The organism is Planobispora rosea, from assembly GCF_014648175.1.
Lineage (GTDB): Bacteria > Actinomycetota > Actinomycetes > Streptosporangiales > Streptosporangiaceae > Planobispora > Planobispora rosea.
Genome location: NZ_BMQP01000022.1, coordinates 58,865 through 85,033, shown reverse-complemented (window position 1 = coordinate 85,033; position 26,169 = coordinate 58,865). Strand labels below are relative to the sequence as shown.

The following is a 26,169-nucleotide window of genomic DNA, read 5'->3' as shown; positions in this document are numbered from 1 at the left end:
CCCGCGTCCGACCGCGGGGGCTCAGACGTGGACGGTGGTGATGGGCATGGAGGAGTCGGCCGGGATGTCCAGCAGGGACGGGGTCACCCCGGCCGCGACGAGATCGGACCCGAGCGCGGCGACCATCGCGCCGTTGTCGGTGCACAGGCCCGGCCGGGGGACGCGCAGGCGCACCCCGGCCGCGTCGCAGCGCTCCTGGGCCAGGGCCCGCAGGCGCGAGTTGGCGGCCACGCCGCCACCGATCAGCAGGTCCTGCACGCCGTACTGCTTGCACGCCTGCAGCGCCTTACGGGTCAGCACGTCGACCACGGCCTCCTGGAACGAGGCCGCCACGTCCGGCACGTGGACGCTCTCCCCGGCCCGCTCCCGTGCCTCCATCCACCGCGCCACGGCCGTCTTCAGGCCGGAGAAGGAGAAGTCGAGCGTGCCGTCGTCCACCTTCCCCCGCGGGAAGGCGATGGCGGTGCCGGACCCCTCCCGGGCGACCCGGTCGATGTGCGGCCCGCCGGGGAACGGCAGGCCGAGCACCCGGGCCACCTTGTCGAACGCCTCACCCGCCGCGTCGTCCACCGTGGAGCCGAGCGAGACGACCTCCCGCGCCACGTCCGGGACCAGGAGCAGGGAGGAGTGGCCGCCCGAGACGAGCATCGCGATGCACGGCTTGGGCAGGGCGCCGTGTTCGAGCTGGTCCACCGCCACGTGGGCGGCCAGGTGGTTGACGCCGTAGAGCGGCACGCCCAGGCCCAGGGCGTACGCCTTGGCCGCGGCCACCCCGACCAGCAGCGCCCCGGCCAGGCCGGGACCGGCCGTCACGGCGATCGCGTCGATGTCGGACAGGCGCAGGCCCGCCTGCTCCAGGGCGCGCTCGATGGTCGGCGTCATCGCCTCCAGGTGCGCCCGGGAAGCGACCTCCGGGACGACTCCGCCGAAGCGGGCGTGCTCCTCGACGCTGGAGGCGATGGTGTTGGCCAGCAGGGTGTGACCTCGGACGATGCCCACGCCGGTCTCGTCGCAGGAGGTCTCGATCCCCAGGACCAGGGGTTCGTCACGCATGGAGATCCTTCTTCATGATGATGGCGTCGACGCCGTCCTTGTAGTAGCGCCGCCGTACGCCGATGGCCTCGAAGCCGAACCTTTCGTACATCGCCTGGGCGGGCGGGTTGTCGGCGCGCACCTCCAGGAAGACCTCCCGGGCGTCGCGCCGTACGGCCTCGGCCAGCAGCTCGGTCAGCATGGCCGCGCCGATCCCGGCCCGCCGGTGCCCTGCCACGACGGCGATGGTCTGCACGTCGGCCTGATCCGCCGCCGCCGCGAGCCCGGCGTACCCCACGATCTCCCCCTCGACCAGGGCGACGATGTAGTGCCGGGTCCGGGGCTGGTCGTCCAGCTCACCGCGGAGCATGCCCTCGCTCCACGCGTCGTCGGGGAAGGTCTCCCGCTCGATCGCCATGACCGCGGTCAGATCGTCCGCGGTCATCGGGCGCAGGACCGCGCGCGTATCGGGAGGTGAGCTCACTGCGAGACCTTCTTGGGCGCCGAGGGCACCTGGGCGTCGGGGCGGCGCAGGTAGATCGGGCGGGGCAGGCCCAGCACGGGGTGTGTGCCGCTCTCCACGACCTCCACGACCTCCTCGACGTCCTCGTGGCCCAGCTGCGCGGCGGCCAGCGCGGCCAGCGCCCCCGCGTGCGGGAACTCCGGCACGTCCAGCACCCGGGACGCGCCGATCACGTCGGCGTACATCCGCGCGCCCGCGCCGGCGACCGGCAGGCCGGGCGGGAGGTCCTGCGGTTTGTCCACCGCGGGCCCGGACAGCCGGGTCCGGGCGTCGGCGTAGCGGCCCCAGAAGACCTCCTTGCGCCGCGCGTCGGTGGCGACCAGGAAGGGCTCGGTCAGCCCGCTGCCGTAGGCGACGGCGTCGAGCGTGCACACGCCGTACGCCGGGACGCCCAGGGAGGCCGCCAGCGCCTGGGCGGTCATCAGACCGACCCGGAGCCCGGTGTAGGGGCCGGGGCCGCAGCCCACCGCGATGGCGGTGACGTCGGCGAGCGACGTTCCGGCATCCGCCAGGACACGCTGGACGGTGGGCACGAGCAGTTCGCCGTGACGGCGCGCGTCCACCGTGGTGGACTCGGCGAGGACCCTCTCACCGTCGTGCAGCGCTGCGGTGACGGCGGGGGTTGCGGTGTCGAAGGCCAGGACCAGCACGGTCGTCAAGCCTAGTACCTCGGCCACCGGTCTTTACCCGATACCCGGCGGTGATCGAGGCACCGCCGGGTCGCCGGGCGGCGCGAACCTCGCCGAAGGCGCGAACCGGTCGCGTCAGGCTTCGGGGGCGGCGGGTTTCACCAGGGTGGCGTAGACGATCACGTTGTCGTCGTACTCGTTCTTGTCCCAGTCGAACCTGCCGCCGCAGGTGATCAGCCGCAGGCCGTTCTCCAGATAGACCCGGTCCGCCGGGAACTCGTCCTTGTCCACCTGCTCGATGGAGTCCACCCGGTACTGGGCGACCTTGCCGTCGCTCCGTACGACCTTGATGGCCTGTCCCTCCCGCATGGTCTTGAGCTTGTAGAAGACGGCGGGGGCGGTCTTGGTGTCGACGTGCCCGAGGATGACCGCGGACCCCTCGTCGCCGGGGACCGCGCTGTCCTTCACCCAGCCCGCGACGTCCGGCTCCTCGTACGGCGGCAGCTCGACCTCGCCGTCGACGACGCCCAGCTTCATCAGCGGCGCCTTGATGCCCAGCGACGGGATGTCGATGCGGCTGGGCACGACCGCGGAGCGGACGGGCGCGTCGTTCTCACCGCCCCGGTCGAAGGCGACCAGGACGGCGCCGGTGATGACCCCGGCGATGACGACCCGTGACCAGCGGGAGGACTCTGCCATGGATATCGGGAACGGATGTCAGGGGCGGCGCCGCCGGACGACGGCGAGACCGATGCCGCCCGCGAGGGCCGCCGCCAGCAGGACCCCGGTCATCCCGGCCGGCATGCCCGAGTCCTCGGGGCCGCCGGCCGCGGTGCCGCCGCCGCCCGTGCCCGGCCCCCGGGTGCTGATGGGCGTGCGCGTGGTCGTCGGCCGGGGGCTCGGCGTGCTGGTCGCCATGACGCGCAGGTTGGCCGTGCCGGTGTCGTTGGTCCCCTCGCACCGGACGTTGACGGCGTAGACGTTCGGCTCGGTCTCCTCGGCGACCGTGGCCTGCCCGCGGACCCAGGGCCGGGGCGTGGGCGTGGCGGTGCCGGTGGGGGCCGGCGTGGGCGTCACCAGGATGGGGTCGAGCGTCACCGCGGTGAGGAAGGCCTCGGAGCGGGCGGTGCCCCGGTGCTGGGGACCGCCCTGGGGGATCGGGCAGTTCGCCAGGATCCAGACTTTCTGTCCCGGCCTCAGGGTGGCGGGCTGGAGCTGGACCTCGATGTTGGCGCGGGCGGCGCCCGGCTGGGACACGACCGGAGTGGGCGTTCCCGTGGGGTTGCCCGAGTTGGCCTCGGCCGTGCATCCGACTGTCCCGAGCAGCACGGCGCCCCCGAGGGCCCCGAGAACCGCGACACGCTTGACCCTTGGCACCGTCGTACTCCACTTCGTACTCCGGCCGACGACCCTCGCCCGGCACGGCTGCTTCCCACCTGTCCCCATTAAACATGGGCAAACCAGTAAGAGTCGATCATCATCCCTGATGATCTAGACCAAGTGGGGCACAGTGTCAGAGTGCCAGGATTTCCCTGTCTACGTGGGTGAATCGGGCGGCATGATGCGGCCCCAGGCAGCACATGAGGACCGTAGGACACACCGGAACCATCCGGACCTCCGGATCAGACGACGCCCTCCCAGCGGGGGCCGACCCCGCGGAGCCGTACCGTGCGCCCCTCGCTCGTCTCGGCCGCCTCGCCCCGCTCGATGGAGATCTCCAGCCGGTCCTCGGCGAGGCCCTCGACGAGGCCCTCGCCCCACTCGACGAGCGTCACCGACTCCTCCAGCGAGGCGTCCAGGTCCAGGTCGTCGACCTCCAGGTCGCCGCCGAGCCGGTAGGCGTCCACGTGCACCAGCGCGGGACCGTCCGCCAGCGACGGGTGGACCCGGGCGATCACGAAGGTCGGCGAGGTGATCGGCCCGCGCACCTTGAGGCCCTCGCCGATGCCCTGCGCCAGGGTCGTCTTGCCCGCGCCCAGCGGCCCGGAGAGCACCACCAGATCCCCCGGGCGCAGCAGCCCGGCCAGCTCGGCGCCGAGTTCGCGCATCTCCTCGGCGGTCGCGACGGTTCTCACCACTCACCCGCTCCCGTAACGGCTCTCACCGCTCGCCCATCCCTTCACCGGCGTCTCACCGGCCGTCTGCCGTTCCCATGTCCGCCGCCGCCCGCTTCAGCAGGTCGCGCAGCGCGTCGTTGACCGTGGCCGGCCGTTCCAGCTGGACCAGGTGCGAACTGTCGGGCACCTCGGTGAACCACGCGCGCGGCAGCGCCGCCGCGATCGCCTTGCTGTGCTCGACGGGCGTCAGCCAGTCCTTGTCGCCGACCACGATGGAGGTCGGCACGTCGTCCAGGACGCCCAGGGCCGTCAGCTTGTCGTGCGACATCAGCGCCGGGTAGAAGTCCGCGATCACCTCGAAGGGCGTGGAGCGGATCATCGACTCGACGAAGTCCACCACCGTGGGACTGACGTTCTTGGAGTCGCCGAAGCCGAGGTTGCGCAGGACCAGGAAGGCGATGTCGTTGGCCGCGTGGCGGCCCCGGTCCACCAGTTCCCCCCGGCGGCCGAGCAGCGACACCGCACCCGGCGTGATCTTGTGCACCGCCTTGGACAGCAGCGCGGGCAGGCCCAGGGAGACCTCCGCCAGCTTCCCGGCGGAGGTGGAGATGAGCGCCACGCCCTTGATCCGGTCGCCGAAGAGCTCGGGGTGCCGGTCGGCGAGCGCCATGATGGTCATGCCGCCCATGGAGTGCCCGACCAGCACACACGGACCGGGCACCAGCTCCTCCAGCACCTCGAACAGGTCCTCGCCGAGCCGGTCGATCGTGGAGTCCTCGGCCGAGCAACGCTGGGAGAGCCCGTGGCAGCGCTGGTCCCACAGCACCAGGCGGTGATAGTCGCGCAGGTCGCGCCGCTGGTAGTGCCAGGAGTCGAGATTGAGCGTGTAGCCGTGGCAGAACACCACGGTCAGCGGGGCCTCCTCGGGGCCGTCCACCTCGGCGTGGAGGCTCACGCCGTCGGAGGTCGTGACCGTGACCTGACGCCCGCGCAGCTCGCCCAGCGGCTCGCTGGCCTCGGGGTCGGGGCGGAGCCGGATGCGGCCCACGGCGTACCGCTTGGCGAGGGCCGCCGCCGCCACTCCGGCGGACGCGGCACCGACGACCGCACCCGCGATACCGACCCTGCGTCGTGTCGTAGTCGCCATTCAGACCCCCTTGTACCCGCCCTCACCGGTAAACGCGTGGCACGCGCGAACCGATCCTGGTCACGATCTCATGAGTGATCGTGCCGAGGGAATCCGCCCATTCCTGTGCGGTCGGCTCCCCTTGTGAGCCGTCACCGAACAGAATCACCTCGTCTCCCTCGGTCAGCGGGTCCTCTCCCACGTCGATAACGAACTGGTCCATGCAGACCCGCCCGGCGATCCGTCGCCTCCGGCCCCCCGCGAACACCTCCGCCCGGCCGGTGGCGTGCCGCAGGATGCCGTCCGCATACCCGAGCGGGACGAGACCAAGCTTTGTTTCGCGATCTGTGACATAAAGGTGCCCATAGGACACACCGGAACCCATCGGGACCCGCTTGACCAGCGCGAGCCGCGCCGTCAGCGTCATCGCCGGACGGAGCCCGAAATCGCCCAGCTCCGGAATCGGACTCAGGCCGTACGCGGCGATGCCCGGACGCACCATGTCGTAGCGGGCCCGTGGCAGCGTCAGGTTCGCCGCGGAGTTGGCGATGTGCCGGATCACGTGGGAGCCTCCCACGCCCGCCTTCTCCGCGATCGCCAGGGCCTCGTCGAAGGCGCCCAGCTGAGTATCGATCGACGGATGCCCCGGGATGTCGGCACAGGCGAAATGCGACCAGAGGCCGACGACCTCGATCGTCCCCTCCGCCTGCCGGGCGAGCGCCCGGTCCACCAGCGCGGGCCAGTCGGCGATCGGCGAACCGCCGCGCCCGTTGCCGGTGTCGGCCTTCAGGTGCACCCGCGCCACCCGGCCGGTACGGCCCGCCGCCTCGGCGATCGCGTCCACGAGCCACGGCGCCCCGGCGGACAGCTCCACGTCCGCGGAGACCGCCTCGTCCAGCGGCTCCCCCGGCGGGATGATCCAGGACAGGATCGGCGCCGTGACACCCTCGGCCCGCAACTGGAGAGCCTCCCGGACGTAGGCGGTGCCGAGCCGCTCGGCCCCGCCCTCCAGGCACGCCCGCGCGGCGGCGGCCATCCCGTGCCCGTAGCCGTCGGCCTTGACCGCGACCATGGTCAGAGCCCCGGGAGCATGGCTCCGCAGCAGCGCGACGTTGTCCCGGATCGCCGAGAGGTCCACCCGCGCCTCGGCAGGAGTCATCGGGAAGCTCATCTCTCCAGTCTGGCAGGTCAGCGCGGTTGCCGAGGCCGGTTTATGACCGACCTCATAACCTCCGGGAGCGCCTGCGCCACGTCTGCGGCGGCCACCGGGCCGCGCTGCCCGGCGATCCCGTGGAGGTACGCCGCGCAGGAGGCGGCGTCGTAACAGTCCAGCCCGGCGGCCAGCAGCGTGCCCGCGAGCCCGGCCAGCACGTCGCCGGTGCCGCCGGTGGCCAGCCAGGGGCTGCCGGTCGGGTTGACCCGGACCGGCCTGCCCTCCTCGGCGACCAGCGTGGTCGAGCCCTTCAGCAGCACGGTCACGCCCAGCTCCGCGGCGGCCTGCCGGGCGTGCTCCAGCCGCCGGGCCTCGATCCGCTCGCGGGGGACGCCGAGCAGCCGTGACAGCTCCCCTGCGTGCGGGGTGATCAGCACGGGCGCCCCGGTACGGCGGCGCAGCAGCTCCCTCTCCCGGGCGGCCAGGGTCAGGCCGTCGGCGTCCACGAGCACCGGGACGTCGCTCGCCAAGACGGCGCGGGCCACAGCGTGCGCCTCGGGGCCGGTGCCCAGGCCGGGCCCGAGCACCCACGCCTGCACCCGGCCGACCTCCGCGATCTCCTTGGCCGGGTCCGCCGCGCCGTCCCCGTTCGCGGACGCCAGCTCGGTGATCACCGCCTCCGGCCAGCGGGCGCGCACCTGGGCCACCGGCTCGGCGGCTCCGGCGTAGCGCACCATGCCCGCCCCGGCCCGGATCGCGCCGCCCACGGCCAGCACCGCCGCGCCGGTGTAGCGGCGGCTGCCGGCCGCGACGCCGACGACACCCCTGCGGTACTTGTCGGAGGAGGCGCCGGGCCGGGGCAGCCGGAGCGCGACGTCCTCACCGGTGAGCGCGGTCGCGTCGGGGTCCGGCAGGTACGGCCCCAGGCCGATGTCGACGAGTTCGACACGGCCCGCCTGTCCGGATCCCGGGTCGACCAGCAGCCCGATCTTGAGCGCCCCGAACGTGACGGTGAGGTCCGCCCGGACCGCCCGGCCGTCGATCCGCCCGCTGCTCGCGTCCACCCCGCTCGGGACGTCCACCGCGACGACGGCCGCGGCGCTCTCCTCGGTGATCGCCGCCAGACGCGCGTACGGTTCCCGCAGCGCTCCCGTCCCGCCGATCCCGACCAGTCCGTCCAGGACCAGGTCCGCGGCGTCGATGACCTCCCGGACCGCGTCCGTTCCGGCGGTTCCCGCCCGGGAGGCGGCATCCGCCGCGCCGGGCCCGCTGCCGTCGCGGACGTCCGTACCCCCGCCGCGAAGGCCCACGACCCGGCCGCCCGCTCCGCGCAGGGCCGCCAGCCCGGCCTCGTGAACCCGCGAGCCGGCCAGGACCGCGTGCACCCTGGCCCCGCGAGCCGCCAGCCGGGCCCCGGCGTAGAGGGCGTCACCGCCGTTGTCGCCGCTGCCCGCCAGCACCACGACGCGGGAGCCGTACACCCTCCCGAGCATCGCGGCGCAGCTCACGGCCAGCCCGGCGGCGGCCCGCCGCATGAGCGTCCCCTCGGGCAGCGTCGCCATCAGCGCCGCCTCGGCCGCCCTGATCTGATCGGAGGTGTACGCGGTCCGCATGCCCCGAACCTAACCTTCGGCGATCACGTAGGCGACGGCGACGCCCCCGTCGTGGCTCAGCGAGATGTGCCACCGGGTCACCCCCAGCGCGGCGGCCACCTCGGCGGCCCGGCCGGTCACCCGCAGCCCGGGGCGGCCGTGCTCGCCGCTCACCACCTCGGCCTCCACGTGGAGCAGGCCGGGCGGGGCCCCCAGCGCCTTGGCCACGGCCTCCTTGGCCGCGAACCGCGCGGCCAGGGACTCCACCCGCAGGCCGCGCTCGGCCTCGGTGAACAGCCGGGTCCGCAGCGCGGGCGTCCGGGCCAGCGTCGCCTCGAACCTGGCCACGTCCACCACATCCACGCCGATCCCCACGATCACCCGCCCAGCGTAGTGTCCTGCCGCCGTCGTGAACCCGCCCTGGTGAGCGCGGCGAATGCGATGAGCGCGCCGAGTACGGCGAGGACGGCGGGTGCGAGAGGCGCAAGCGGCGCAAGCGGGGCGACCGGGGCGACCGGAGCGACGGGTGCGACCGGAGCGACGGGGGCCATGGGTGCCGCCGGTACGGTGAGCGGTTCCGCGACCTGCACTGCCGTGAGGACCTCCGGGATCCCGGGAATCCCCTGGGCCATTCCTCCCACTCCCACGACGAGAGCCGTGACGAGGAGCACGTTCCTGATCCTTGCGCCGTTCATGATGGTTTCTCCGTTTCCGCCGATGTCGGTGGGATCAGCCAACCCGGTGACCGGTTACAGGGCGGGAACGGCGGCGGTTACCCCGCTGTAACCGGAGGCGGGGCATCCTGGGTGGATCATGAGAGTGCTGGTGGTCGAAGATCATGAAGAGCTGGCCCAGACGGTGGCCGTGGGGTTGCGCCGCGAGGGCATGGCCGTCGACGTGGTGCTGGACGGCGTCGCGGCGCTCGAACGCACCTCCGCCAACCACTACGACGTCATCGTCCTCGACCGCGACCTGCCCGGTCTGCACGGCGACGACGTGTGCCGGGTGCTGGCCGGTGCGGGTCACCCCGCGCGGGTGCTGATGCTCACCGCCGCCGGGACGATCGACGACCGGGTGACCGGGCTGGGCATCGGCGCCGACGACTACCTTCCCAAACCGTTCGCCTTCGCCGAGCTGGTCGCCCGGATCCGCGCGCTGGCCAGGCGGGCGGCCCAGGCCCTGCCGGCGGTGCTCGTCCACGGCGACCTGCGCCTGGATTCGGCCACCCGGATCGCCACCCGCGACGGGCGGCGGCTGCCGCTGAGCCCCAAGGAGTTCGCGGTGCTGGAGCTGCTGCTGGCCGCCGGAGGAGCCGTGGTCTCCGCCGAGCAGCTCCTGGAACGGTGCTGGGACGAGTTCGCCGACCCGTTCACGCAGACCGTGAAGGTGACGGTCAGCCGGTTGCGCCGCAAGCTCGGCGACCCACCGCTGATCGAGACGGTCCCGCAGGCCGGATACCGGATATGAGGCGGGCGAGCAGATGAGGTGGACGGTACGGCTGCGCCTGACCCTGTTCTACAGCGGCCTGTTCCTGGTAGCGGGGGTACTGCTGGTGACCCTCATCTACTTCCTGGTCGAGTACTCGCCCTTCCCCACACCTCCGGACGCCCCCACGGCCCCGGACGCCCCGGCACCGCCGGACGCCTCCGCGCCGCCAGGCGCTCTCACGCCGTCGGTCGCTCCCGAACCGCCCGCCGCGCCCGAACCGCCGGTCGCGGACCCCTCGACGACACCGGAGCAGCAGGAGAACCTGCGCCGGCTGCTGGTCAACTCCCTGATCGCCCTGGTGGTCATGGCGTTCGCCTCGATGGCGCTGGGCTGGCTCATGGCCGGGCGCGTGCTGCGCCCACTGGGCGAGATGACGGCCACCGTCCGGCACATCACGGCCGACCGGCTCGACCGGAGGCTGGCCGTCGCCGGGCCGGACGACGAGCTCAAGGAACTGGCCGACACCTTCGACGAGCTGCTGGACCGGCTGGAGGCCGCGTTCACCGCGCAGCGGCGGTTCGCCGCCAACGTCTCCCACGAGCTGCGCACCCCGCTGACGTTGCAGCAGACCATGGCCGAGATCGCGCTGACCGACCCGGACGCCGACACCGGCTCGCTGCGGGCCGTACTGGAGCGCCTGCTGGCCGCCGGCAGGCACCAGGAGCGGCTCATCGAGGCTCTGCTCACCCTGGCCCGCAGCCAGCAGGGGCTGCACCACCGGCGGCCCCTCGACCTGGCCGAGATCGCCGGGCAGGCCCTCGACCGGCGGGGAGAGACGGGTCCGCGTGTCACGTCCGTGCTCCGTCCGGCGTCCGCCTCGGGTGACCGCGCCCTGCTGGAGCGCCTGGTCGTGAACCTGCTGGACAACGCCTCCCGGCACAACGTGCCCGGCGGCTGGGTGGAGGTGGAGACCTCCGTACGGTCCGGCCGCCCGACCCTCAGGGTCGCCAACAGCGGCCCGGTGATCCCGCCCGGCCGGGTCCCCGAGCTCCTCGAACCCTTCCAGCGCCTGGAGACCGGCAGGAAGGCCGTCGGCGACGGCCTGGGGCTGGGACTGTCGATCGTGGCCGCCGTCGTCGCGGCCCACCACGGCGAACTGGAGACCCGCGCGCTCCCGGAGGGCGGCCTTGAGGTGACCGTCTCCCTGGATCCCCCCGTCGATCGGGTGGCGGACGGCACCGGGGTGGCTTGACGCGTAACGCGAACACCGCGTGGAACAACTCCGTGCGGGTCGCGACATTCGAGGAGGGAGCACTCCCATGGCCAAGGTGATCGCCAACATGTCGATGTCCCTCGACGGCTTCATCGCCGGTCCCGCCGACAGCGTGGAGCACCTGTTCGGCTGGTACGGCAACGGCGACGTCGCCATCCCGACCGCCACGCCCGGCATGACCTTCCAGGTGTCCGAGGCCAGCGCGGCCCACCTGCGGGAGGCGATGGCCAACGTCGGAGCCCTGGTCGTCGGCCGTCACCTGTTCGACATGACCGGCGGGTGGGGCGGACGCCACCCGATGGACGTGCCGGTGTTCGTGGTCAGCCACACCGTCCCGGACGGCTGGCCCCGCAAGGACGCTCCTTTCACCTTCGTCACCGACGGGGTCGAGAGCGCGATCGCCCAGGCCAGGCAGGTCGCCGGGGACGGCTGGGTCGGCGTCGGCTCCAAGATCGCCTCGCAGTGCCTCAACGCGGGGCTGCTGGACGAGATCCGGGTGGACCTGGTGCCCGTGCTCCTGGGCGAGGGCGTCCCCTTCTTCGAGGGGCTCACCTGCGCTCCGGTCGAGCTGGAGGGGCCCCGGGTCATCGAGGGGACCGGTGTGACCCACCTGTATTACACAGTGAAGTCCGGCACAACCAAGTAAGTCCGGAAGACCAGATAAAGACTGGAGTGCCCGGCGGAACCCCGCCAGGCACTCCGATCCCCCCGCCCCTCCGGACACCGGGGCACCGGGGCACCGGGGCACCGGGGCACCGGGGCACCGGGGCACCGAGGGCGCCCGGGATACCCGGGACACTCAGAGCTCCCGGAACACTCGGGACGCCTTGAATAGCATTTCCGGCTTGACCGGTATTTCTTGGATGTTTCTTATATTTCTCTATAAAACCAGGTCGGCGAGGTCTCATGAAAGGATTTCAGTGAACGTTCAGCGCCGGTAAAGCATCCGAATTTACTCTCGCGAAAGACCAAGGCTCCTTCGCGAGAGAGGCAGATCATGATTCTGCGCAGGACCCATCTGGCCATCACCGCCGCACTCGCCACAGGCGTCGCGGTCGTCGCCGTCTCCGCCGCGGCCGAGGCCGTGCCCTCGGGGGGCGAGCGTTCCGCGGCGGCCACCATCCGGGACGCCAAGGGCAACGTCGTCGGCCGCCTCAACGTCGCCCGCGAGGGGTACGGCAAGGCCAGGGTGACGGTCACGGTGAAGGGCCTGACCCCCGGCTTCCACGGCTTCCACATCCACGCCACCGGCAAATGCGACCCGGAGGCCGTCGACCCCGCCACCGGGAAGGTCACCCCGTTCTTCTCCGCCGGCGGCCACTTCGACCTGGGCAAGGGCTCCCACGGCGAGCATTCGGGGGACCTGCCCCCGCTGCTCGCGGGCAAGGACGGCACCGCCACGGCCTCCGTCGTCACCGACGCGTTCAGGGTGCGCCAGCTCTCCGACAAGGACGGCAGCGCCGTCATCGTCCACGCGCTCCCCGACAACCTCGCCCACATCCCCGAGCGGTACAGCACGGAGATCGACGAGGTGACCCTGAAGACCGGTGACGCCGGGGGCCGGGTGGCGTGCGGAGTGATCAAGTGATCCGCCCCTGACGGAACACTTCCGTCAGGGTGATCGGCGGGCCCGCCCCTCCCCACCGCGCCGCACCTTGACTCCGTGCCCTTGACGGCGTCGGCGTGATCGGTTAGGACCGCAGAGGGCCCGTCGATCACTTCTCAGGGAGGACGTCATGTCTGGCAGAGCACTGGTACGACGCGCCGCGACGGCCGCGGTCACGGCGGGCTCGCTGGTCGCCTTCGGCGCCATGCCCGCCACCGCGTCCGCGGGCGAGGGCGGGGACAGGCCGCCGAAGACGACGAAGGGCCCGTGCGGCTACACCACGACCCCGGACGAACCGGCCGCGCGCAGGGTTCCGCTGCCCCCGGACCCGCGCCGCACCCCCACCCGGCCGGTCTCCGCGGTGCTCAGGACCAACCACGGCGACATCGGGCTCACCCTCCACCCGGACAGAGCGCCCTGCACGGTGCAGAGCTTCGTCCACCTGGTCAGGCACAGGTTCTACAACCACACTTCATGCCACCGGCTGACCGCCTACGACCGGCTGAAGGTGCTGCAGTGCGGCGATCCGAGCTTCACCGGCGAGGGCGGGCCGGGTTACCGGTACAGGGACGAGCTGCCCACCGATCTGCCGCCGTGGCCGGGCGACCCCACCGGGGTGCGCAAGACGTACGCACGAGGGGTCCTGGCCATGGCCAACGCCGGTCCGGACACCAACGGCAGCCAGTTCTTCCTGGTCTACGGCGACTCCGGGCTGGCCCCCAACTACACGATCTTCGGTACGGTCGACGCCGCCGGACTCGCCGTCCTGGACCGCATCGCCGCCGGCGGAATCCAGCCGGCCCCGGACGGTCCGACGCCTCCGGTGGACGGCAGGCCGGTCCTCCCGGTCGACATCGACAAGGCCCGGATCGTCCGCCGCTGACGGCCCGGATCGTCCGCCGCTGACGGAACGTTTCCTCCCCTGCTCCGCACCGGACGTCGCCCGCCCGGGAATCGGCCGGAAGGAGGCGTGCAACAGTTCTGCCCGCAACGCCCTCTCGGAGACGAGAAACCGACGAAGGGCGGAGGCAGGTGGAGGCAGATTCCCGCTTCGCGGAGTTTGTTGCCGAGCGTGGCGACGCGCTGCTGCGCTACGGCTATGTGCTCGCCGGGAACCCGCACGACGCGGCCGACCTGGTGCAGGAGGCGCTGCTGAAACTGCGGGCGGCCTGGCCGAGGGTACGGCTCAAAGAGAATCCGGAGAGTTACGCGCGCACCACGATGGCCAGGTTGCACATCGCCGCGTGGCGGTTGCGGCGGCGGGAGCAGCCGGCCTGCCCGGTCGGGGACGAGATGTACGTCATCGACCTGTCGAAGATCGAGTAGAGCACGACCGATGTATTCACTCGGTGAATACATCGAGTGTATAGTCGCGATCATGTCGACCAGGCACGTCCTGCTCGGGCTGCTCGCGGAGCGGCCCAAGCACGGGTACGAGCTCAAGAAAGAGCATGATCACCACCTGCCCGGGGCGAGGCCGCTCGCCTACGGGCAGGTGTACGCGACGCTCCAGCGGCTGGAGCGGGACGGGTTCGCCGAGGTGGCCGAGACGGCGCAGGGGGGAGGCCCCGAGCGCACCGTCTACGCCATCACCGACAGGGGCGGCGCCGAACTGGCGCGGTGGCTGGAGGAGGTGGAGGAGTCCGCGCCGTACGTGGTGAGCCCGCTGTTCTCCCGGGTCGTGGTGGCGGCCGTGACCGGCGGAGCCGCCGACGGCTACCTGCTCCGGCAGCGCGCCGCCCACCTGGCGCGGATGCGGGAGCTCACCGCCGAGAGGCGGTCGGGCTCGCCCGCGCGGGCGCTGGCCGCCGACTACGCGCTCCAGCATCTCGACGCCGACCTGCGGTGGATCGAGACGGCGATGGAACGGCTGGCGGACCTGAGGGGGGAGATCGATGCTTGAGGCGCGTGCGCTGCGCAAGGCCTTCGGCCGGACCACGGCGCTGGACGGGGTGTCGGCGGAGATCGGCGAGGGAGAGATCATCGCGATCACCGGGCCGAGCGGCTCGGGCAAGTCCACCCTGCTCCACTGCCTGGCCGGGATCATCCGCCCGGAGGCGGGGGAGGTCCGCCTGGACGGGCGGCGGGTGGACACCCTCGACGAGGACGACCGGACCCGGTTGCGCCGGGAGAACTTCGGGATCGTCTTCCAGTTCGGCCAGCTGGTGCCGGAGCTGAGCGCGGTGGAGAACGTGGCGCTGCCACTGCTGTTCAACCGGCACGGGCGGCGGGAGTCGTTGCGCACCGCCCGGTCCTGGCTGGAGCGGCTGGATACGGCCGACTGCGCCGACCACCTCCCCGGGGAGCTGTCCGGGGGCCAGCTCCAGCGGGTCGCGGTGGCCCGCGCCCTGGCCGTCGGGCCCCGGGTGGTCTTCGCCGACGAGCCCACCGGCGCGCTCGACTCGCTGGCCGGGGAGCAGGTGATGGACACGCTGGTCGGCACGGCGCGCGAGAGCCGTACCACCCTCGTGATCGTCACTCACGACAACCGGGTGGCCGCCTACGCCGACCGGGAGATCGTGCTGCGCGACGGCACGGTCGCCGGGGCGTCCACAGTCGGGACGTCCACAGCGGGAGCGCCTGCGGCAGGGGCGCCTGCGGCGGGCGGGGAGGCGACGACGTGATCACTGTCATACGGATGCCGGTCAGGGGCCGGTCCGCCCCTGAGCGGGCGCGGGCCCGGCTGATGTCCGTCGGTGCGGCACTCGCGACGTTCCTGCTCTGCGCCGCGGTGACCCTGGTGTCCTTCCGGATCGACACGCCGGACGACCGTCTGTGGATGTTCACCGAGCGGGAGCCGCGCCTGGTCGTCGCGCTGACCCTGGCCCTGCTGGTCGTGCCCGCCGCGGTCTTCACCTACCAGGCGAGCCGCCTGGCCACCGCGACCCGGGAACGGCGGCTGGCCGCGCTCCGGCTGGCCGGGGCCACGCCGTACGAGACACGGCTGATCGGGGCCTACGAGGCCGGACGGCAGGCGCTGCTGGGCGGGTCGCTCGGCGGCGTGGCTCATCTCGCCGTCAACGTGGTGCTGTGGTGGTCGCTGGACGGGGTCGTGCCGCTGCTCTCACCGGTGTGGACGCTCGCCGCGCTCGCCGCGGTGGTGCTCGCCGAGGTGTGGTCCGGGCTGGCCGCGGGGCGGCACGTGGTGGCCTCCCCGCTGGGGCTGGTCCGGCGGGCCCGGCTCCGCGGGCCCAGAGCGGTGGACCTCCTCCTCGTCGCGCTGGGTGTCGCGCTGCTCGCCGCCGGGCTCATCGGGAAGGGCCGTTTCCCCGTCCTCGGAAAGTACGGCGCGGCTCTGTCGATGACGGCCGGGATGGTGCTCCTGCTGTTCGGGCTGGTGCTGGCCGCCACCTGGCTGATCAGGGCGGTCGCCCGGCGGGCGGGCCGGGTGACCGCCGCCCCCGAGACGCTGCTGGCCGCCCGGATCGTCCAGGCCGACCCCCGGGCGTGGGCCCGCGCGCTGACGGTGGTGGGGCTGACGGTGTTCTTCGGCTCCGGCATCGGCGCCCAGCAGGGGAACGTCCTCCTCAGAACCGGCCTCCAGCCGCCCTACCTGACGGCCTACCTGCTCATCGACCTCGCCCTGCTGCTGGCCCTGGTCACCTCCGCCGCCGCGCTCGTCGTCCACCAGGCGGAGGAGCTGCTGGACCACCGGCGCTCGTTCGCGGCTCTGGCCGCCTCCGGCGTGCCCGCGACCGCGCTGGGCCGGGTCCTCACCCGGCAGGCGCTCATCGCGGCGTCCCCGGTCTGCGTCGTGGCCGCCGTCGCCGGGGCGGGACTCGTCATCCTCACCGGGGCGGACGCCCCCGGCTGGTCACCCGGGGCCTTCGCCTTCACCGCCGTCCGGGCGGCGGTCATGGCCGGGATCGGGGTGCTGGCCGCGGTGCTGGTGGCACGGGCGTCCCGGCGGATCCTGCGCGAGGCGCTCCGCCCGGAGGAGCTCCGGACCGGCTGACCGGCGGGAGCGGCCGGAGTCCCGGACCGGGGGAGACGCCTCAGGACGGGACGGCCAGGGCTCTGGTGACCGCTTCGCGGGCCGCGGCGCGGACGGCGGCGGGGTCGTCGAGGTCGAAGCCGACCACGATCCCGTCCCTGAGCAGGACGAGGATGTCGGCGGTGCGGCGGGGGTCGGGGTGGCCGTCGTCGGCCAGCAGGTCGCGGAAGAGGCCGCGGAGCCAGGCCCGGTGCTCGTCGATGACCCGCCGCACGGGGTGGGCCGGGTCGGGGTACTCGGCCGCGGCGTTGAGGAAGGAGCAGCCCCGGTAGCCGGGGCTCACGCCGACCCGGCACATGAACTCGAAGAGGGCCGTCACCGCCTCGCGGGGTTCCCGCGTGGGGAGCCCCGCGGCGGCGGTGCGTTGCGCCTGGCTCTGCTCGGCGAGGTAGGCGCGGACGAGCTCGTCCTTGGACGGGAAGTGATGGTAGAAGGTCGCCTTGGCCACGCCGGCCTCGGCGATGATCCGGTCGATGCCCACCGAGTGCACGCCCTCGGCGTAGAACAGGCGCGCCGCGGTGTCGAGGACGCGGGTGCGGGCCGGACTCTTCCGATGGTCCACCGTCTCTGCGTTCACACCTTGACACTACCAGACAGGTCTGTCTACCATCGTGCCATTCAGCTAGACAGACCTGTCTGTCTATGACGAAGGGCACGGACATGAGCCTCTACACCGCCATCGCCACCGCCGCCGGACGCGACGGCCGCGCGGTCACCTCCGACGGCAAGCTGGACGTCGCCCTGGCCCTGCCGAAGGAGCTCGGCGGCGACGGCGGCGGCACCAACCCCGAGCAGCTCTTCGCCGCCGGCTACGCCGCCTGTTTCGCCAGCGCCCTGCAGCTGGTCGCGGGCAAGAAGAAGATCGACGCCTCCGACGCGTCGGTCACCGCCGAGGTCGGCCTCAACCCCGACGGCGCGGGCGGTTTCCGGCTCGACGTCACCCTGCGGGTGGAACTGCCCGACGCCCTCTCCCCGGAGGTCGGCCGCGAGCTCGTCGAGACCGCCCACCGGGTGTGCCCCTACTCCAACGCCACCCGCGGCAACATCCCCGTCAACCTCGTGGTCGAGTAGCCGCCGCGGGCCGCCCTCAGAAGCCGCCGCGGTGCCAGGGGCCCCAGATGGCGAAGCTGACGCCCTGGGAGGACTGGACGTTGACGTAGAGCGTGTGACCGCCGGGCCCGAAGGTGGATCCGGCGAACTCGGCTCCGGTGTCGCCCGCGACGGGCTCCAGGCGGGAGAAGTCGAAGATCTCACCGCGGCGGGTGAGGCCCCGCAGGTAGTTGTCACCGCCGCCGTCCTCGCACAGCACCAGGGTCCCGCGGGGACTGGTGGTGATGTTGTCGGGCAGGTCGAGGGTGACCGCGCCGGGCGACTCGTAGACCAGCTTCAGCCTGCCGCTCCACGTCTCGTACGCCCACACCTGGCCGCGTCCCTTGCCGAACCCGCTGGGCGGGGTGTCGCCGGGGGCGGTCGCGCCGCCCTGGGTTGAGACGAAGTAGATCGTGCCGTGGTGGTTGATCGCCCCTTCGAGGCGGGAGAAGATCGCCGCGCCCCCGGCCCGGCCCTGGTTGCCGACGGCCTGGATCGCGGTGTCGTTGCTGGGCGTGCCGGTGAAGGCGGGGTCGGGGTCGTCGATGTCCACCCAGGAGGTCGCGTAGGCGGCCCCGGCGGGCTGGCCGGCCGACAGGTCCTTGCCGGGCTCGCCCCGTACGGCGAGCATCTGGAGCCGGCCGCCGTCCAGGATCCTCCCCGCGCGCAACGGGTTCTTCGGCGGCAGGTAGCGGTAGAAGCCCGAGGGGAAGGCGAAGTTGTCCTCGGTCAGATAGATCGCTCCGGTCAGCGGGTCGAACGCGACCGACTCGTGGGCGAAGCGCCCGGCGTTCCTGATCGGTCCGCCCGGCGCGCCGTCGACCGGCACCTCGAAGATGTAGCCGTGCTTGCGCTGGAGCTTGCTGTTGTCCTGTCCGGTGAAGTCGTTGCCGACGTCGGGCCCGTTGACGGTCTCCTCGCACGTCACCCAGGCGCCCCAGGGCATCGGCCCGCCGGAGCAGTTCATCTGGGTCCCGTTCAGGCTGGGCCCGGACTTCACCACCCGGCCGTAGCGGGTGACCCGGAGCGTCGCCGTACCTCCGCCCGCGGCCGGGTCGTAGGCCCTGGCCGGATCGCCGAAGGCGCCGACGGGGCCGTTGACCTCGTGGTTGCGGATCAGGATCGCGTCGCCCCGGGGTCCCCGGAAGGCGGCCATCCCGTCGTGCCGGCCCGGAGTGACCGTGCCGTCGGTGAACGCCTCTCCGGCGGGGTTGAACGAGCGGTACCTGAACCCCTCGGGCAGGTGCAGCCGGACCTTCCCGTCGCGTTCGTCGCGGACGGGCACCAGCGGGCCGTACCCGCCTCCGGGACGCAGCTCCCCGGCCTGCCCGGCCCGGGCGACCCCGGCGAACGGCCCGGCGACGCCCACCGCCGCCAGCGTTGTGGTCCCGGCGAGAAAACGACGACGGTCCATTGAGCGACTCCCTGGGGATCCGGTGGATTCACGCTACGTTAATCCGATATCACCGATCCGCTATATGGCATATATCGCCAATTAACGTGTTCGGGATGCCGTACCCGGCGAGGCGGGAGACACTCCGGAGAGTCCGGGGAACCCAGAGCCGGGGCGCCGGTGACCGGTCAGTAGGCTTGCGGGCTATGGCCAACGGGTGGGACGCGACGCCGTACGTCGAGCTGAGCAGGGCTCAGTGGAGCGAGCTGCGCAAGAACACGCCGCTCACGCTCACCGAGGAGGAGCTGGAGGAGCTGCGCGGCGTCGACGACCCGATCGACCTGGCCGAGGTCACCGACGTCTACCTGCCGCTGACCCGGCTGCTCAACCTGCACTTCACCGGGTCCAGGCAGCGCAACGCCGCCGTCAACACCTTCCTCGGCACCGGCCGGGAGCCCGCGCCGTACATCCTGGGCATCGCCGGGAGCGTCGCGGTCGGCAAGTCCACCACCGCCCGGCTCCTGCACACGCTGCTGGCCCGCTGGCCCGAGCACCCCCGGGTGGAGCTGATCACCACCGACAGCTTCCTCCACCCGAACAAGGTCCTCGCCGAGCGGGACATCATGCACCGCAAGGGCTTCCCGGAGAGCTACGACCGCCGGGCCCTGGTCAGGTTCGTGGCCGACGTCAAGGCCGGGGTCCCGGAGGTCAGCGCCCCGGTCTACAGCCACCTGGAGTACGACATCGTGCCCGGCGCCGTGCAGACGGTGCGCCACCCCGACATCCTCATCGTCGAGGGTCTCAACGTCCTGCAGCCCGCCCCGCCGGCCGCGCTGGCGGTCAACGACTACTTCGACTTCTCGATCTACGTGGACGCCAAGACCGAGCACGTCCGCGAGTGGTACGTGGACCGCTTCCACAAGCTCCGCCGTACCGCGTTCGAGGATCCCAAGTCCTACTTCCGGCGCCTGACCGAGCTGTCGGAGGAGGAGGCCACCGCCTTCGCCAAGGATGTCTGGCGCGACATCAACGAGCGCAACCTGGTGGAGAACATCGCGCCCACCCGGGGCCGCGCCGGTCTCGTGCTGTACAAGGGGCGCGACCACTCGATCCGGCGGGTACGGCTGCGCCGCGGCTGACCGGCGGGCCGTACCGGGACCGCAGCCGCGCCGGGACCGGTCGGGGACGACCCCCGGGAGCGGATCAGGGATGTCCCTCCCCCGCGGATGAGGGACGGGTCATTCCAATGACCGAGGCGGTCCCGGCCCCCGGGGGCTAACCTCCGATCATGACTATCCTCGCCACCGAGGAGCTCACCAGGAGCTTCCCCCGGGTGACGGCGCTCGACCGGCTCACCGTCACCGTCGGTCCCGGCGTGACCGGGCTGGTCGGCGCCAACGGCGCGGGCAAGTCCACGCTGATCAAGATCTTGCTTGGCCTGCTGGAGCCTTCCAGCGGGGACGCGCAGGTCCTCGGCATGGACGTGCGGACCCGCGGCGCCGAGATCCGCCGGGTCGTGGGCTACATGCCCGAGCACGACTGCCTCCCGCCCGACCTGTCCGCCACCGAGTTCACCGTGCACATGGCCCGCATGTCCGGGCTGCCGCGCACCGCCGCCCGTGAGCGCGCCGCCGACGTGCTGCGGCACGTGGGGCTCTACGAGGAGCGCTACCGCGTCATGGGCGGTTACTCCACCGGCATGAAGCAGCGGGTCAAGCTGGCCCAGGCCCTCGTGCACGACCCGCAGGTGGTCTTCCTCGACGAGCCCACCAACGGGCTCGACCCGCAGGGCCGCGACGAGATGCTCGCCCTGATCCGCAGGATCGGCGCGGAGTTCGGCATCAGCGTGCTGGTCACCTCGCACCTGCTCGGCGAGCTGGAGCGGATCTGCGACCACGTCGTCGTGATCGACGGGGGAAGGCTGCTGCGCTCCTCGGCCATCGCCGAGTTCACCCAGGCGACTGAGACCGTCACCGTCGAGGTCGAGGAGGGCCAGGACGTACTGGCCGCCCGCCTGGCCGAGCTGGGTGAGTCCGTCACCGCCGACGGCCGGACGCTCCTGGTCCGGGTGCGCGCCCCGGAGACCTACGACGCGCTCCGCGACGCCGTCGCCGACCTCGACCTCTGCCTGATCCGCCTCGAACAGGGCCGCCGTCGCATCGAGGACGTCTTCAAGGAGCCCGCCGATGTCTGAGAGCCTTCCCGCTCCCCCGCCCCCCGCCCCGGCCGGCGTCATCCACGACATCGGGTACCGGCACTACGACGGGCCGCGCCTGGGCCGCGGCCACGCCGCCGCAGCGCTGGCCGTGCACAGCCTGCGCGGGGTCTTCGGGCTGGGCCGCACGGCGCGCGCGAAGATCATTCCCTTCGTGCTCTTCGGGATCATGATGCTCCCGGCTGTGGTCTCCATCGCGATGATGGCGATCCTCCAGGAGAGGGGGGTGCGCTACACCGAGTACGCGATCGTGATGCAGGCCATCCCGGCGATCTTCCTCGCCTCGCAGTCGCCGTACACCGTGGCCCCCGACCTGCGCTTCCGGGTGCTGCCGCTCTATCTGTCGCGGCCGGTGACCCTCTGGGACTACGTGGGCGCCAAGCTGGCGGCGATGACGGCCGCGCTGTTCCTGCTGACGGCCGTACCGCTGACCGTGCTGTTCGTCGGCGAGCTGGTCGTCGACATGCCCGGCGCCGTACGGACCTCCGAGTACCTCGCGGGCATGGCCGGAGCGCTCGCCCTGTCGGTGCTGCTGGCCGCGCTCGGCGTCGCGATCGCCTCCTTCACCCCGCGGCGCGGCCTGGGCGTGGCCGCGGTCATCGCGTTCTACCTCCTGTCCACGGGCGTCTCGACCGCCGTGGGCAGGGTGCTGGAGCAGGCCGGTGACTTCGCCGCCGCCTCCTGGGCCTGGCTGATCAGCCCGTTCTTCCTGGTGGACGCGGCCGTCCAGGTCGGCGTCTTCGGCATGGACGGCTCCGGTCCCGGCGGTTACCCGGAGGGCGTCGGCGTCGCCGCCGCAATCATGATCATGGTCGGTCTGATCGCGCTCTCGGTGGTCGCGCTGATCGCCCGCTACCGGAAGGCGGCCTCCCGATGAACATCGAACTGGCCCAGGTCTCCCGCTGGTACGGGAACGTGGTGGCCGTCAACGACGTCACCATGACCATCGGCCCCGGCGTCACCGGGCTGCTCGGCCCCAACGGCGCGGGCAAGTCCACGCTGCTGCACATGATGGCCGGCTTCCTGGCGCCCTCCGGCGGGACCGTGACCCTCGACGGCACCCGGATCTGGCGCAACCACGAGGTCTACCGCTCGATCGGCCTGGTCCCCGAGCGCGAGGCCGTCTACGGCTTCCTCACCGGCTGGCAGTTCGTGCTCTCCAGCGCGCGGCTGCACCGCCTGCCCGACCCGGAGGACGCCGCCCGCAAGGCGCTGGCCCTGGTCGAGATGGAGGACGCCGCGGACCGCCGGATCGAGACCTACTCCAAGGGCATGCGCCAGCGGATGAAGGTCGCCGCGGCCCTCGTCCACGAACCCCGGGTGCTGCTGCTGGACGAGCCGTTCAACGGCATGGACCCGCGCCAGCGCATGCACATGATGGACCTGATCCGGGCCATGGGCACGGCCGGCAAGACGATCCTGTTCAGCTCGCACATCCTGGAGGAGGTGGAGCGCGTCGCCCAGCACATCGAGGTCCTGGTCGCCGGCCGCCACGCCGCCTCCGGCGACTTCCGCGAGATCCGCCGCCGGATGACCGACCGGCCCCACCTGTTCCGGGTGCGCTCCAGCGACGACCGCCGCCTGGCCGCGGCCCTGATCGCCGACGCCTCCTCCGGAGCGGTCTCCCTCACCGAGGCGGGCCTGGAGGTGCGGGCGGTGGACTTCCGGCGCTTCACCTGGTTGCTGCCCCGCGTGGCCAGAGACGCGGGCGTGCGGGTCTGGCAGGTCTCCCCCGCCGACGAGGACCTGGAGAGCGTCTTCTCCTACCTGATCAACAGGAGCGGCTGATCATGAACGGTGTCATCGCCGGAATCACCTACCGGGCGCTGCTCGGCCGGCGGCGGGTCTGGCTTCTCGTCCTGCTGCCGGCGGTGCTGCTCGCCCTGGCCGTCCTGCTCCGCGTGATCGGCGCCGACGGCGAGCGGGCGACGGTGGAGCTGTTGAGGACCTTCGCCATCGGCGTCATGCTGCCGCTGCTCGGCGTGATCGCGGGGACCGGCGTGATCGCCCCCGAGATCGACGACGGGACGATCGTCCACCTGCTGTCCAAGCCGATCTCCCGGCCGGTGATCGCGCAGACCAAGTTCCTGGTCGCCGCCTCGGTGGTGGCCGCCTTCGCGACCGTGCCCACCTTCGCCGCGGCCTACCTGCTGATCGGCCTCGAAGCCGGGGTGGCCTCCGGCTTCGCCCTGGCCGCCCTCGTCGGCGGCGTGGCGTACGCGGCGGTGTTCATGCTGCTGGGCGTGGTCACCCGGCACGCGGTCACCATCGGCATCATCTACGCGGTGATCTGGGAGGGCGTGGTGGGCAACTTCGTCCCGGGCGCCCGCCGCTACTCCGTCCAGCAGTGGGCCCAGACGGTCGCCGACCAGGTGTCGTCCTCGGCCTTCCTGACGACCGACATCGGGATCGGCTTCGCCGTGTCGGCCCTGGTGGTCGTCAGCGTCGGCGCCGTCCTGTGGGCCGGCCGGCGGCTGCGGAGCTTCTCCCTCACCGGCGACGAGTGACCGGCGGCCCGCCGGCGAGGGGAAGCGGTTTGCACTGGGGGGCCGTCCGTCACGCACGCCGGACGGCCCCGGGGATCACGCCGGGAAGTCCTTCGGGTCGACGCCCCTGGTCCTGGCGTTGCCGCCGGGAACCGTGTTCAGGGTCAGCGTCCAGATCGACCAGGTGGTGGAGGTCGAGACGAACTTCAGCTTGTCGTCGAAGCGCTGGTAGGAGGCGGAGCTGGCGAAGCGGCCCTTGGAGACGTTGAACCGGTAGCCCGAGGTGAAGAAGATCCGGTAGGTGCCGCTCCTGACGGTCTTGACGCTCGCGGTCGACCGGGCGCGGACATAGATGCTGATCGCCTTGCTCTTACCGCGGACAAGAGTGACGACCGCGTCCCTCTTGGTCCCGTTCTTGATCTTGAGGACGCCCCGTCCGCCGCTGATGCCGGCGTAAAGGATCTTTCCGTTCCTGGGGCGGGCCGCGGTCTCGGCCGAGGAGACTGCGGACTCCTGGGCCGAGGCGGCGGCCGGGACCGCCGTGTGGGTCGCGGCGGCGGCCGGGACCGCCGCGTAACCGGCGGCAAGGGCGGCAGCGAGAGCGAGTCCCGCGAGAGGTCGTAAAGAGATCATTTCGCAATGATGTCGAATTGATCTTTAACCCGTCAACGTGATAGACGGCTCAGTCCCATACTGAACCGGCAAGGCCGATGTTCCCTTGCCGAGGCGCCTGCCGTACGGCTCCCGCCCCCACCAGGAGAGATCGGGGCGGCCCTGGTCCGATGGGCTTGGGTGACCTACGTTCGAGCGATGAAGGGCCCTTACCAGGTCTACTTCGAACGCGCCCGGGTGCCGATCGTCGCGGTGGACGGGCTGGGCAGGATCAGGGAGAGCAATCCGGCCTTCCAGGCGGCGCTCGGCCGCGACGCCGCCGCGCTGCTCGGACGCCCGGCGGAGGAGTTGCTCGCCCCCGGTGAGCGGGAGGCGCAGTGGCCCCACTGGCGCCTGCTCGCGACCGGGCGGCTGAACGCCTACCGGACGTGGATGAGGCTGCTCCGGGGGGACCGGACCGTCATCGTCGCCCGGGTCAGCGCCTCGGTCGAGCCGCGCCGCAACGGGCTGCCGTGGCGGGCGGTGGCCGTACTGGAGGAGGTCGCCCCGGAGGCCCCGGCGCTGAGCCTGCTCCAGCGCGAGGTACTGCGTCTGGTGGCGGCCGGGGCGTCCAACCGGGAGATCGCCCGGCAGCTCTACCTCACCCGCCAGGCCGTGGACTACCACCTGGCACGGCTGCGCGCCAAGCTCGGCGCCGGCAGCCGGTCCGCGCTGGTGGGCCGGGCCTTCGTCCTCGGCGTGTTCGTCCACGACGTGTGGCCCCCGACGTTCTGCCCGGCCCGGACCGGTGAACGGTCCGGGCCGGGCGGGTCGGGCGGGTCTTATTCGACGCCGAGGAACTGAACGGCCGGATCCGTCCGGGCCGCGGCACCCCAGACCGCGTCGTACTGGCCGCCGTCGTCGGCCAGGTGGTACAGCAGCCAGGACGTCGTCACCCGCTTGGTGATCGACTGCTGTACGGCGCGGCCGATCGATCCGCTGTCACAGCCGAGGCCGCCGGAGTCGGTGAACCCGCAGTGGAAGCCGCCGACGATCGTGCGCAACTGCTTGGGGGCGGGCTTGGCCTCGTAGATCGGGATCTGGTGCCCGGACGGCCCCGCCACCGTGTCCCTGGACCCCGCCACCAGCTGCATGGGAACCCGTGTGGTCGCCGCGGCGGCCCGGGCCGAGGGGTTGGTCTCGGCCGCGGCCAGGTTGGTGACGGTCCGCACGCCCGGGTTGCGCGCGGCGGCGAGGACACTGGCCCCACCGCCCATGGAGTGGCCGGACAGGGCGAGTCTGTCGGTGCGGACGTGGGTTCCGAAACGGGAACCGGCCGCGGTGTCCTGCTGGACCATCCAGGTGAGGGCGGCGTTGAGGTCGTCCGCGAAGGCGCTGTGGCTGGGGAAGAGACCTCCCTGGGAGGCCGGCATGATCGTGATCATTCCCCAGGAGGCCCAGTGCCTGCCGAGCGAGGCGTATTTGCCGATGCCCTGGAAGAAGCCGTGGCCGAACGAGACGACGGGGAAGCGCCCGGCGGCGACGGCCGTGTTGCCCCCCGCCGACACGGCCGGATAGTAGACCCGGGCCGAGAACGACCTGCCGGACGCCGAGACGTTGACGTCGGAGTACCCCACCGCGTGCGGGCCGGGAGCGGAGAGGTCCGCGGCGGCTCCGGTGGGAGCCTCCGCACGGGGTCCTGCGGGGAGTCCGGCAGGGGTCCCGCCGGGTGTCCCGGCGGAGGCGGTTGGGGCGGCGTGCGCCGGGACCGCGGTGAGCAGGAGCAGGAACAGGGCCGCGACGGTGAGGCACACCCTGGATGACCATGCGCGCATAACGCTTCACCAGGCTTTCTGCGGGGATGTCCCACCGATTGTGGAAACGCCGGTTCCCCACGGCAACAGCCCCGCACAGAAGACTGGGTGAATGCCAAAACGCACCCGGTCCGGGCATCCCGGGAAGCGACCGGCCCCGGCTCCCCT

Annotated in this window: 31 protein-coding genes; 16 read left to right on the top strand and 15 right to left on the bottom strand. The window is 72.3% G+C overall.

Annotated features, from left to right (window positions below):
* Nucleotides 1-21: 21 nt before the first annotated feature.
* The 11 genes from tsaD to IEZ08_RS22025 form a co-directional block, all read right to left on the bottom strand.
* On the bottom strand, nt 22-1,053 hold the full coding sequence (gene tsaD, locus IEZ08_RS22075; RefSeq protein WP_068921219.1) for a tRNA (adenosine(37)-N6)-threonylcarbamoyltransferase complex transferase subunit TsaD: 1,032 nt from the start codon (nt 1,051-1,053) through the stop codon (nt 22-24).
* A complete protein-coding gene (gene rimI, locus IEZ08_RS22070) occupies nt 1,046-1,516 on the bottom strand; it encodes a ribosomal protein S18-alanine N-acetyltransferase (protein WP_342342436.1) in 471 nt (156 codons plus the stop codon). Before rimI ends, tsaD begins: the two co-directional genes overlap by 8 nt.
* Complete coding sequence (gene tsaB, locus IEZ08_RS22065) at nt 1,513-2,205, bottom strand: tRNA (adenosine(37)-N6)-threonylcarbamoyltransferase complex dimerization subunit type 1 TsaB (RefSeq protein ID WP_068928358.1); 693 nt, start codon at nt 2,203-2,205, stop codon at nt 1,513-1,515. The genes rimI and tsaB overlap by 4 nt, the downstream gene beginning before the upstream one ends.
* 114 nt (nt 2,206-2,319) lie before the next feature.
* Complete coding sequence (locus IEZ08_RS22060) at nt 2,320-2,883, bottom strand: class F sortase (RefSeq protein ID WP_068921217.1); 564 nt, start codon at nt 2,881-2,883, stop codon at nt 2,320-2,322.
* Nucleotides 2,884-2,901: 18 nt separating this feature from the next.
* Complete coding sequence (locus IEZ08_RS22055; RefSeq protein WP_068921216.1) at nt 2,902-3,561, bottom strand: hypothetical protein; 660 nt, start codon at nt 3,559-3,561, stop codon at nt 2,902-2,904.
* A 245-nt stretch (nt 3,562-3,806) separates the two neighbouring features.
* Nucleotides 3,807-4,259, bottom strand: coding sequence for a tRNA (adenosine(37)-N6)-threonylcarbamoyltransferase complex ATPase subunit type 1 TsaE (gene tsaE / locus IEZ08_RS22050; RefSeq protein ID WP_068928357.1), 453 nt, complete (start codon nt 4,257-4,259; stop codon nt 3,807-3,809).
* A gap of 55 nt (nt 4,260-4,314) precedes the next feature.
* The gene (locus tag IEZ08_RS22045; RefSeq protein WP_068921215.1) at nt 4,315-5,388 is read right to left on the bottom strand and encodes an alpha/beta fold hydrolase; all 1,074 of its coding nucleotides are present in this window, start codon (nt 5,386-5,388) and stop codon (nt 4,315-4,317) included.
* A gap of 22 nt (nt 5,389-5,410) precedes the next feature.
* On the bottom strand, nt 5,411-6,538 hold the full coding sequence (gene alr, locus IEZ08_RS22040; protein WP_229803390.1) for an alanine racemase: 1,128 nt from the start codon (nt 6,536-6,538) through the stop codon (nt 5,411-5,413).
* A gap of 17 nt (nt 6,539-6,555) precedes the next feature.
* Complete coding sequence (locus IEZ08_RS22035) at nt 6,556-8,133, bottom strand: NAD(P)H-hydrate dehydratase (protein WP_068921213.1); 1,578 nt, start codon at nt 8,131-8,133, stop codon at nt 6,556-6,558.
* A gap of 9 nt (nt 8,134-8,142) precedes the next feature.
* Nucleotides 8,143-8,493 (bottom strand): holo-ACP synthase, encoded by a 351-nt coding sequence (locus tag IEZ08_RS22030; protein WP_068921212.1) that lies wholly within the window; start codon nt 8,491-8,493, stop codon nt 8,143-8,145.
* Entirely contained in the window at nt 8,490-8,807 is a 318-nt protein-coding gene (locus tag IEZ08_RS22025) for a hypothetical protein (RefSeq protein WP_176728373.1), read from the bottom strand. The genes IEZ08_RS22030 and IEZ08_RS22025 overlap by 4 nt, the downstream gene beginning before the upstream one ends.
* A 118-nt stretch (nt 8,808-8,925) precedes the next feature.
* On the opposite strand from IEZ08_RS22025, the gene IEZ08_RS22020 reads away from it, so the two are divergent.
* The 9 genes from IEZ08_RS22020 (at nt 8,926) to IEZ08_RS21980 (ending at nt 16,374) form a co-directional block, all read left to right on the top strand.
* The gene (locus IEZ08_RS22020) at nt 8,926-9,579 is read left to right on the top strand and encodes a response regulator transcription factor (RefSeq protein ID WP_068921210.1); all 654 of its coding nucleotides are present in this window, start codon (nt 8,926-8,928) and stop codon (nt 9,577-9,579) included.
* Between the two features lie 13 nt (nt 9,580-9,592).
* The gene (locus tag IEZ08_RS22015; RefSeq protein ID WP_068921209.1) at nt 9,593-10,792 is read left to right on the top strand and encodes a sensor histidine kinase; all 1,200 of its coding nucleotides are present in this window, start codon (nt 9,593-9,595) and stop codon (nt 10,790-10,792) included.
* Nucleotides 10,793-10,859: 67 nt separating this feature from the next.
* The gene (locus IEZ08_RS22010) at nt 10,860-11,459 is read left to right on the top strand and encodes a dihydrofolate reductase family protein (RefSeq protein ID WP_068921208.1); all 600 of its coding nucleotides are present in this window, start codon (nt 10,860-10,862) and stop codon (nt 11,457-11,459) included.
* A gap of 351 nt (nt 11,460-11,810) precedes the next feature.
* Nucleotides 11,811-12,401 (top strand): superoxide dismutase family protein, encoded by a 591-nt coding sequence (locus IEZ08_RS22005; RefSeq protein ID WP_084779548.1) that lies wholly within the window; start codon nt 11,811-11,813, stop codon nt 12,399-12,401.
* 148 nt (nt 12,402-12,549) lie between these two features.
* Nucleotides 12,550-13,302 (top strand): peptidylprolyl isomerase, encoded by a 753-nt coding sequence (locus IEZ08_RS22000; RefSeq protein ID WP_068921207.1) that lies wholly within the window; start codon nt 12,550-12,552, stop codon nt 13,300-13,302.
* A 149-nt stretch (nt 13,303-13,451) separates the two neighbouring features.
* Nucleotides 13,452-13,745, top strand: a complete 294-nt coding sequence (locus tag IEZ08_RS21995) for a sigma factor (RefSeq protein WP_229803388.1) — start codon at nt 13,452-13,454, stop codon at nt 13,743-13,745.
* A 52-nt stretch (nt 13,746-13,797) separates the two neighbouring features.
* Nucleotides 13,798-14,322, top strand: a complete 525-nt coding sequence (locus tag IEZ08_RS21990; protein WP_189242807.1) for a PadR family transcriptional regulator — start codon at nt 13,798-13,800, stop codon at nt 14,320-14,322.
* Complete coding sequence (locus IEZ08_RS21985; protein ID WP_189242806.1) at nt 14,315-15,043, top strand: ABC transporter ATP-binding protein; 729 nt, start codon at nt 14,315-14,317, stop codon at nt 15,041-15,043. The genes IEZ08_RS21990 and IEZ08_RS21985 overlap by 8 nt, the downstream gene beginning before the upstream one ends.
* Nucleotides 15,040-16,374 carry an FtsX-like permease family protein gene (locus IEZ08_RS21980; protein ID WP_189242805.1) on the top strand — a complete coding sequence of 445 codons (1,335 nt, stop codon included), beginning with the start codon at nt 15,040-15,042 and terminating at the stop codon, nt 16,372-16,374. Before IEZ08_RS21985 ends, IEZ08_RS21980 begins: the two co-directional genes overlap by 4 nt.
* A 40-nt stretch (nt 16,375-16,414) precedes the next feature.
* Here the strand turns inward: IEZ08_RS21980 and IEZ08_RS21975 are convergent, their stop codons facing one another.
* Nucleotides 16,415-16,990, bottom strand: a complete 576-nt coding sequence (locus IEZ08_RS21975; RefSeq protein ID WP_203863446.1) for a TetR/AcrR family transcriptional regulator — start codon at nt 16,988-16,990, stop codon at nt 16,415-16,417.
* Between the two features lie 65 nt (nt 16,991-17,055).
* Here IEZ08_RS21975 and IEZ08_RS21970 point away from each other — a divergent pair, with 65 nt between their 5' ends.
* Nucleotides 17,056-17,484, top strand: a complete 429-nt coding sequence (locus IEZ08_RS21970; RefSeq protein ID WP_275424748.1) for an organic hydroperoxide resistance protein — start codon at nt 17,056-17,058, stop codon at nt 17,482-17,484.
* 16 nt (nt 17,485-17,500) lie between these two features.
* Here IEZ08_RS21970 and IEZ08_RS21965 read toward each other — a convergent pair whose 3' ends face one another.
* On the bottom strand, nt 17,501-18,916 hold the full coding sequence (locus IEZ08_RS21965) for a PhoX family protein (protein WP_068921202.1): 1,416 nt from the start codon (nt 18,914-18,916) through the stop codon (nt 17,501-17,503).
* A 185-nt stretch (nt 18,917-19,101) separates the two neighbouring features.
* On the opposite strand from IEZ08_RS21965, the gene coaA reads away from it, so the two are divergent.
* The 5 genes from coaA (at nt 19,102) to IEZ08_RS21940 (ending at nt 23,617) form a co-directional block, all read left to right on the top strand.
* Entirely contained in the window at nt 19,102-20,034 is a 933-nt protein-coding gene (gene coaA / locus IEZ08_RS21960) for a type I pantothenate kinase (protein WP_068921201.1), read from the top strand.
* 149 nt (nt 20,035-20,183) lie between these two features.
* Nucleotides 20,184-21,089, top strand: coding sequence for an ABC transporter ATP-binding protein (locus tag IEZ08_RS21955; protein ID WP_068921200.1), 906 nt, complete (start codon nt 20,184-20,186; stop codon nt 21,087-21,089).
* Complete coding sequence (locus IEZ08_RS21950) at nt 21,082-21,987, top strand: hypothetical protein (RefSeq protein WP_068921199.1); 906 nt, start codon at nt 21,082-21,084, stop codon at nt 21,985-21,987. Before IEZ08_RS21955 ends, IEZ08_RS21950 begins: the two co-directional genes overlap by 8 nt.
* Entirely contained in the window at nt 21,984-22,898 is a 915-nt protein-coding gene (locus tag IEZ08_RS21945; RefSeq protein ID WP_068921198.1) for an ABC transporter ATP-binding protein, read from the top strand. The genes IEZ08_RS21950 and IEZ08_RS21945 overlap by 4 nt, the downstream gene beginning before the upstream one ends.
* 2 nt (nt 22,899-22,900) lie before the next feature.
* Entirely contained in the window at nt 22,901-23,617 is a 717-nt protein-coding gene (locus IEZ08_RS21940) for an ABC transporter permease subunit (protein ID WP_084779547.1), read from the top strand.
* Nucleotides 23,618-23,692: 75 nt separating this feature from the next.
* On the opposite strand, the gene IEZ08_RS21935 is transcribed toward IEZ08_RS21940, so the two are convergent.
* Entirely contained in the window at nt 23,693-24,229 is a 537-nt protein-coding gene (locus IEZ08_RS21935; RefSeq protein ID WP_068921196.1) for a hypothetical protein, read from the bottom strand.
* 177 nt (nt 24,230-24,406) lie between these two features.
* On the opposite strand from IEZ08_RS21935, the gene IEZ08_RS21930 reads away from it, so the two are divergent.
* Nucleotides 24,407-25,051, top strand: a complete 645-nt coding sequence (locus tag IEZ08_RS21930) for a LuxR C-terminal-related transcriptional regulator (RefSeq protein WP_189242804.1) — start codon at nt 24,407-24,409, stop codon at nt 25,049-25,051.
* Here IEZ08_RS21930 and IEZ08_RS21925 read toward each other — a convergent pair.
* Nucleotides 25,030-26,022, bottom strand: a complete 993-nt coding sequence (locus IEZ08_RS21925) for an alpha/beta hydrolase family protein (protein ID WP_084779546.1) — start codon at nt 26,020-26,022, stop codon at nt 25,030-25,032. The genes IEZ08_RS21930 and IEZ08_RS21925 overlap by 22 nt on opposite strands.
* Nucleotides 26,023-26,169 lie beyond the last annotated feature (147 nt).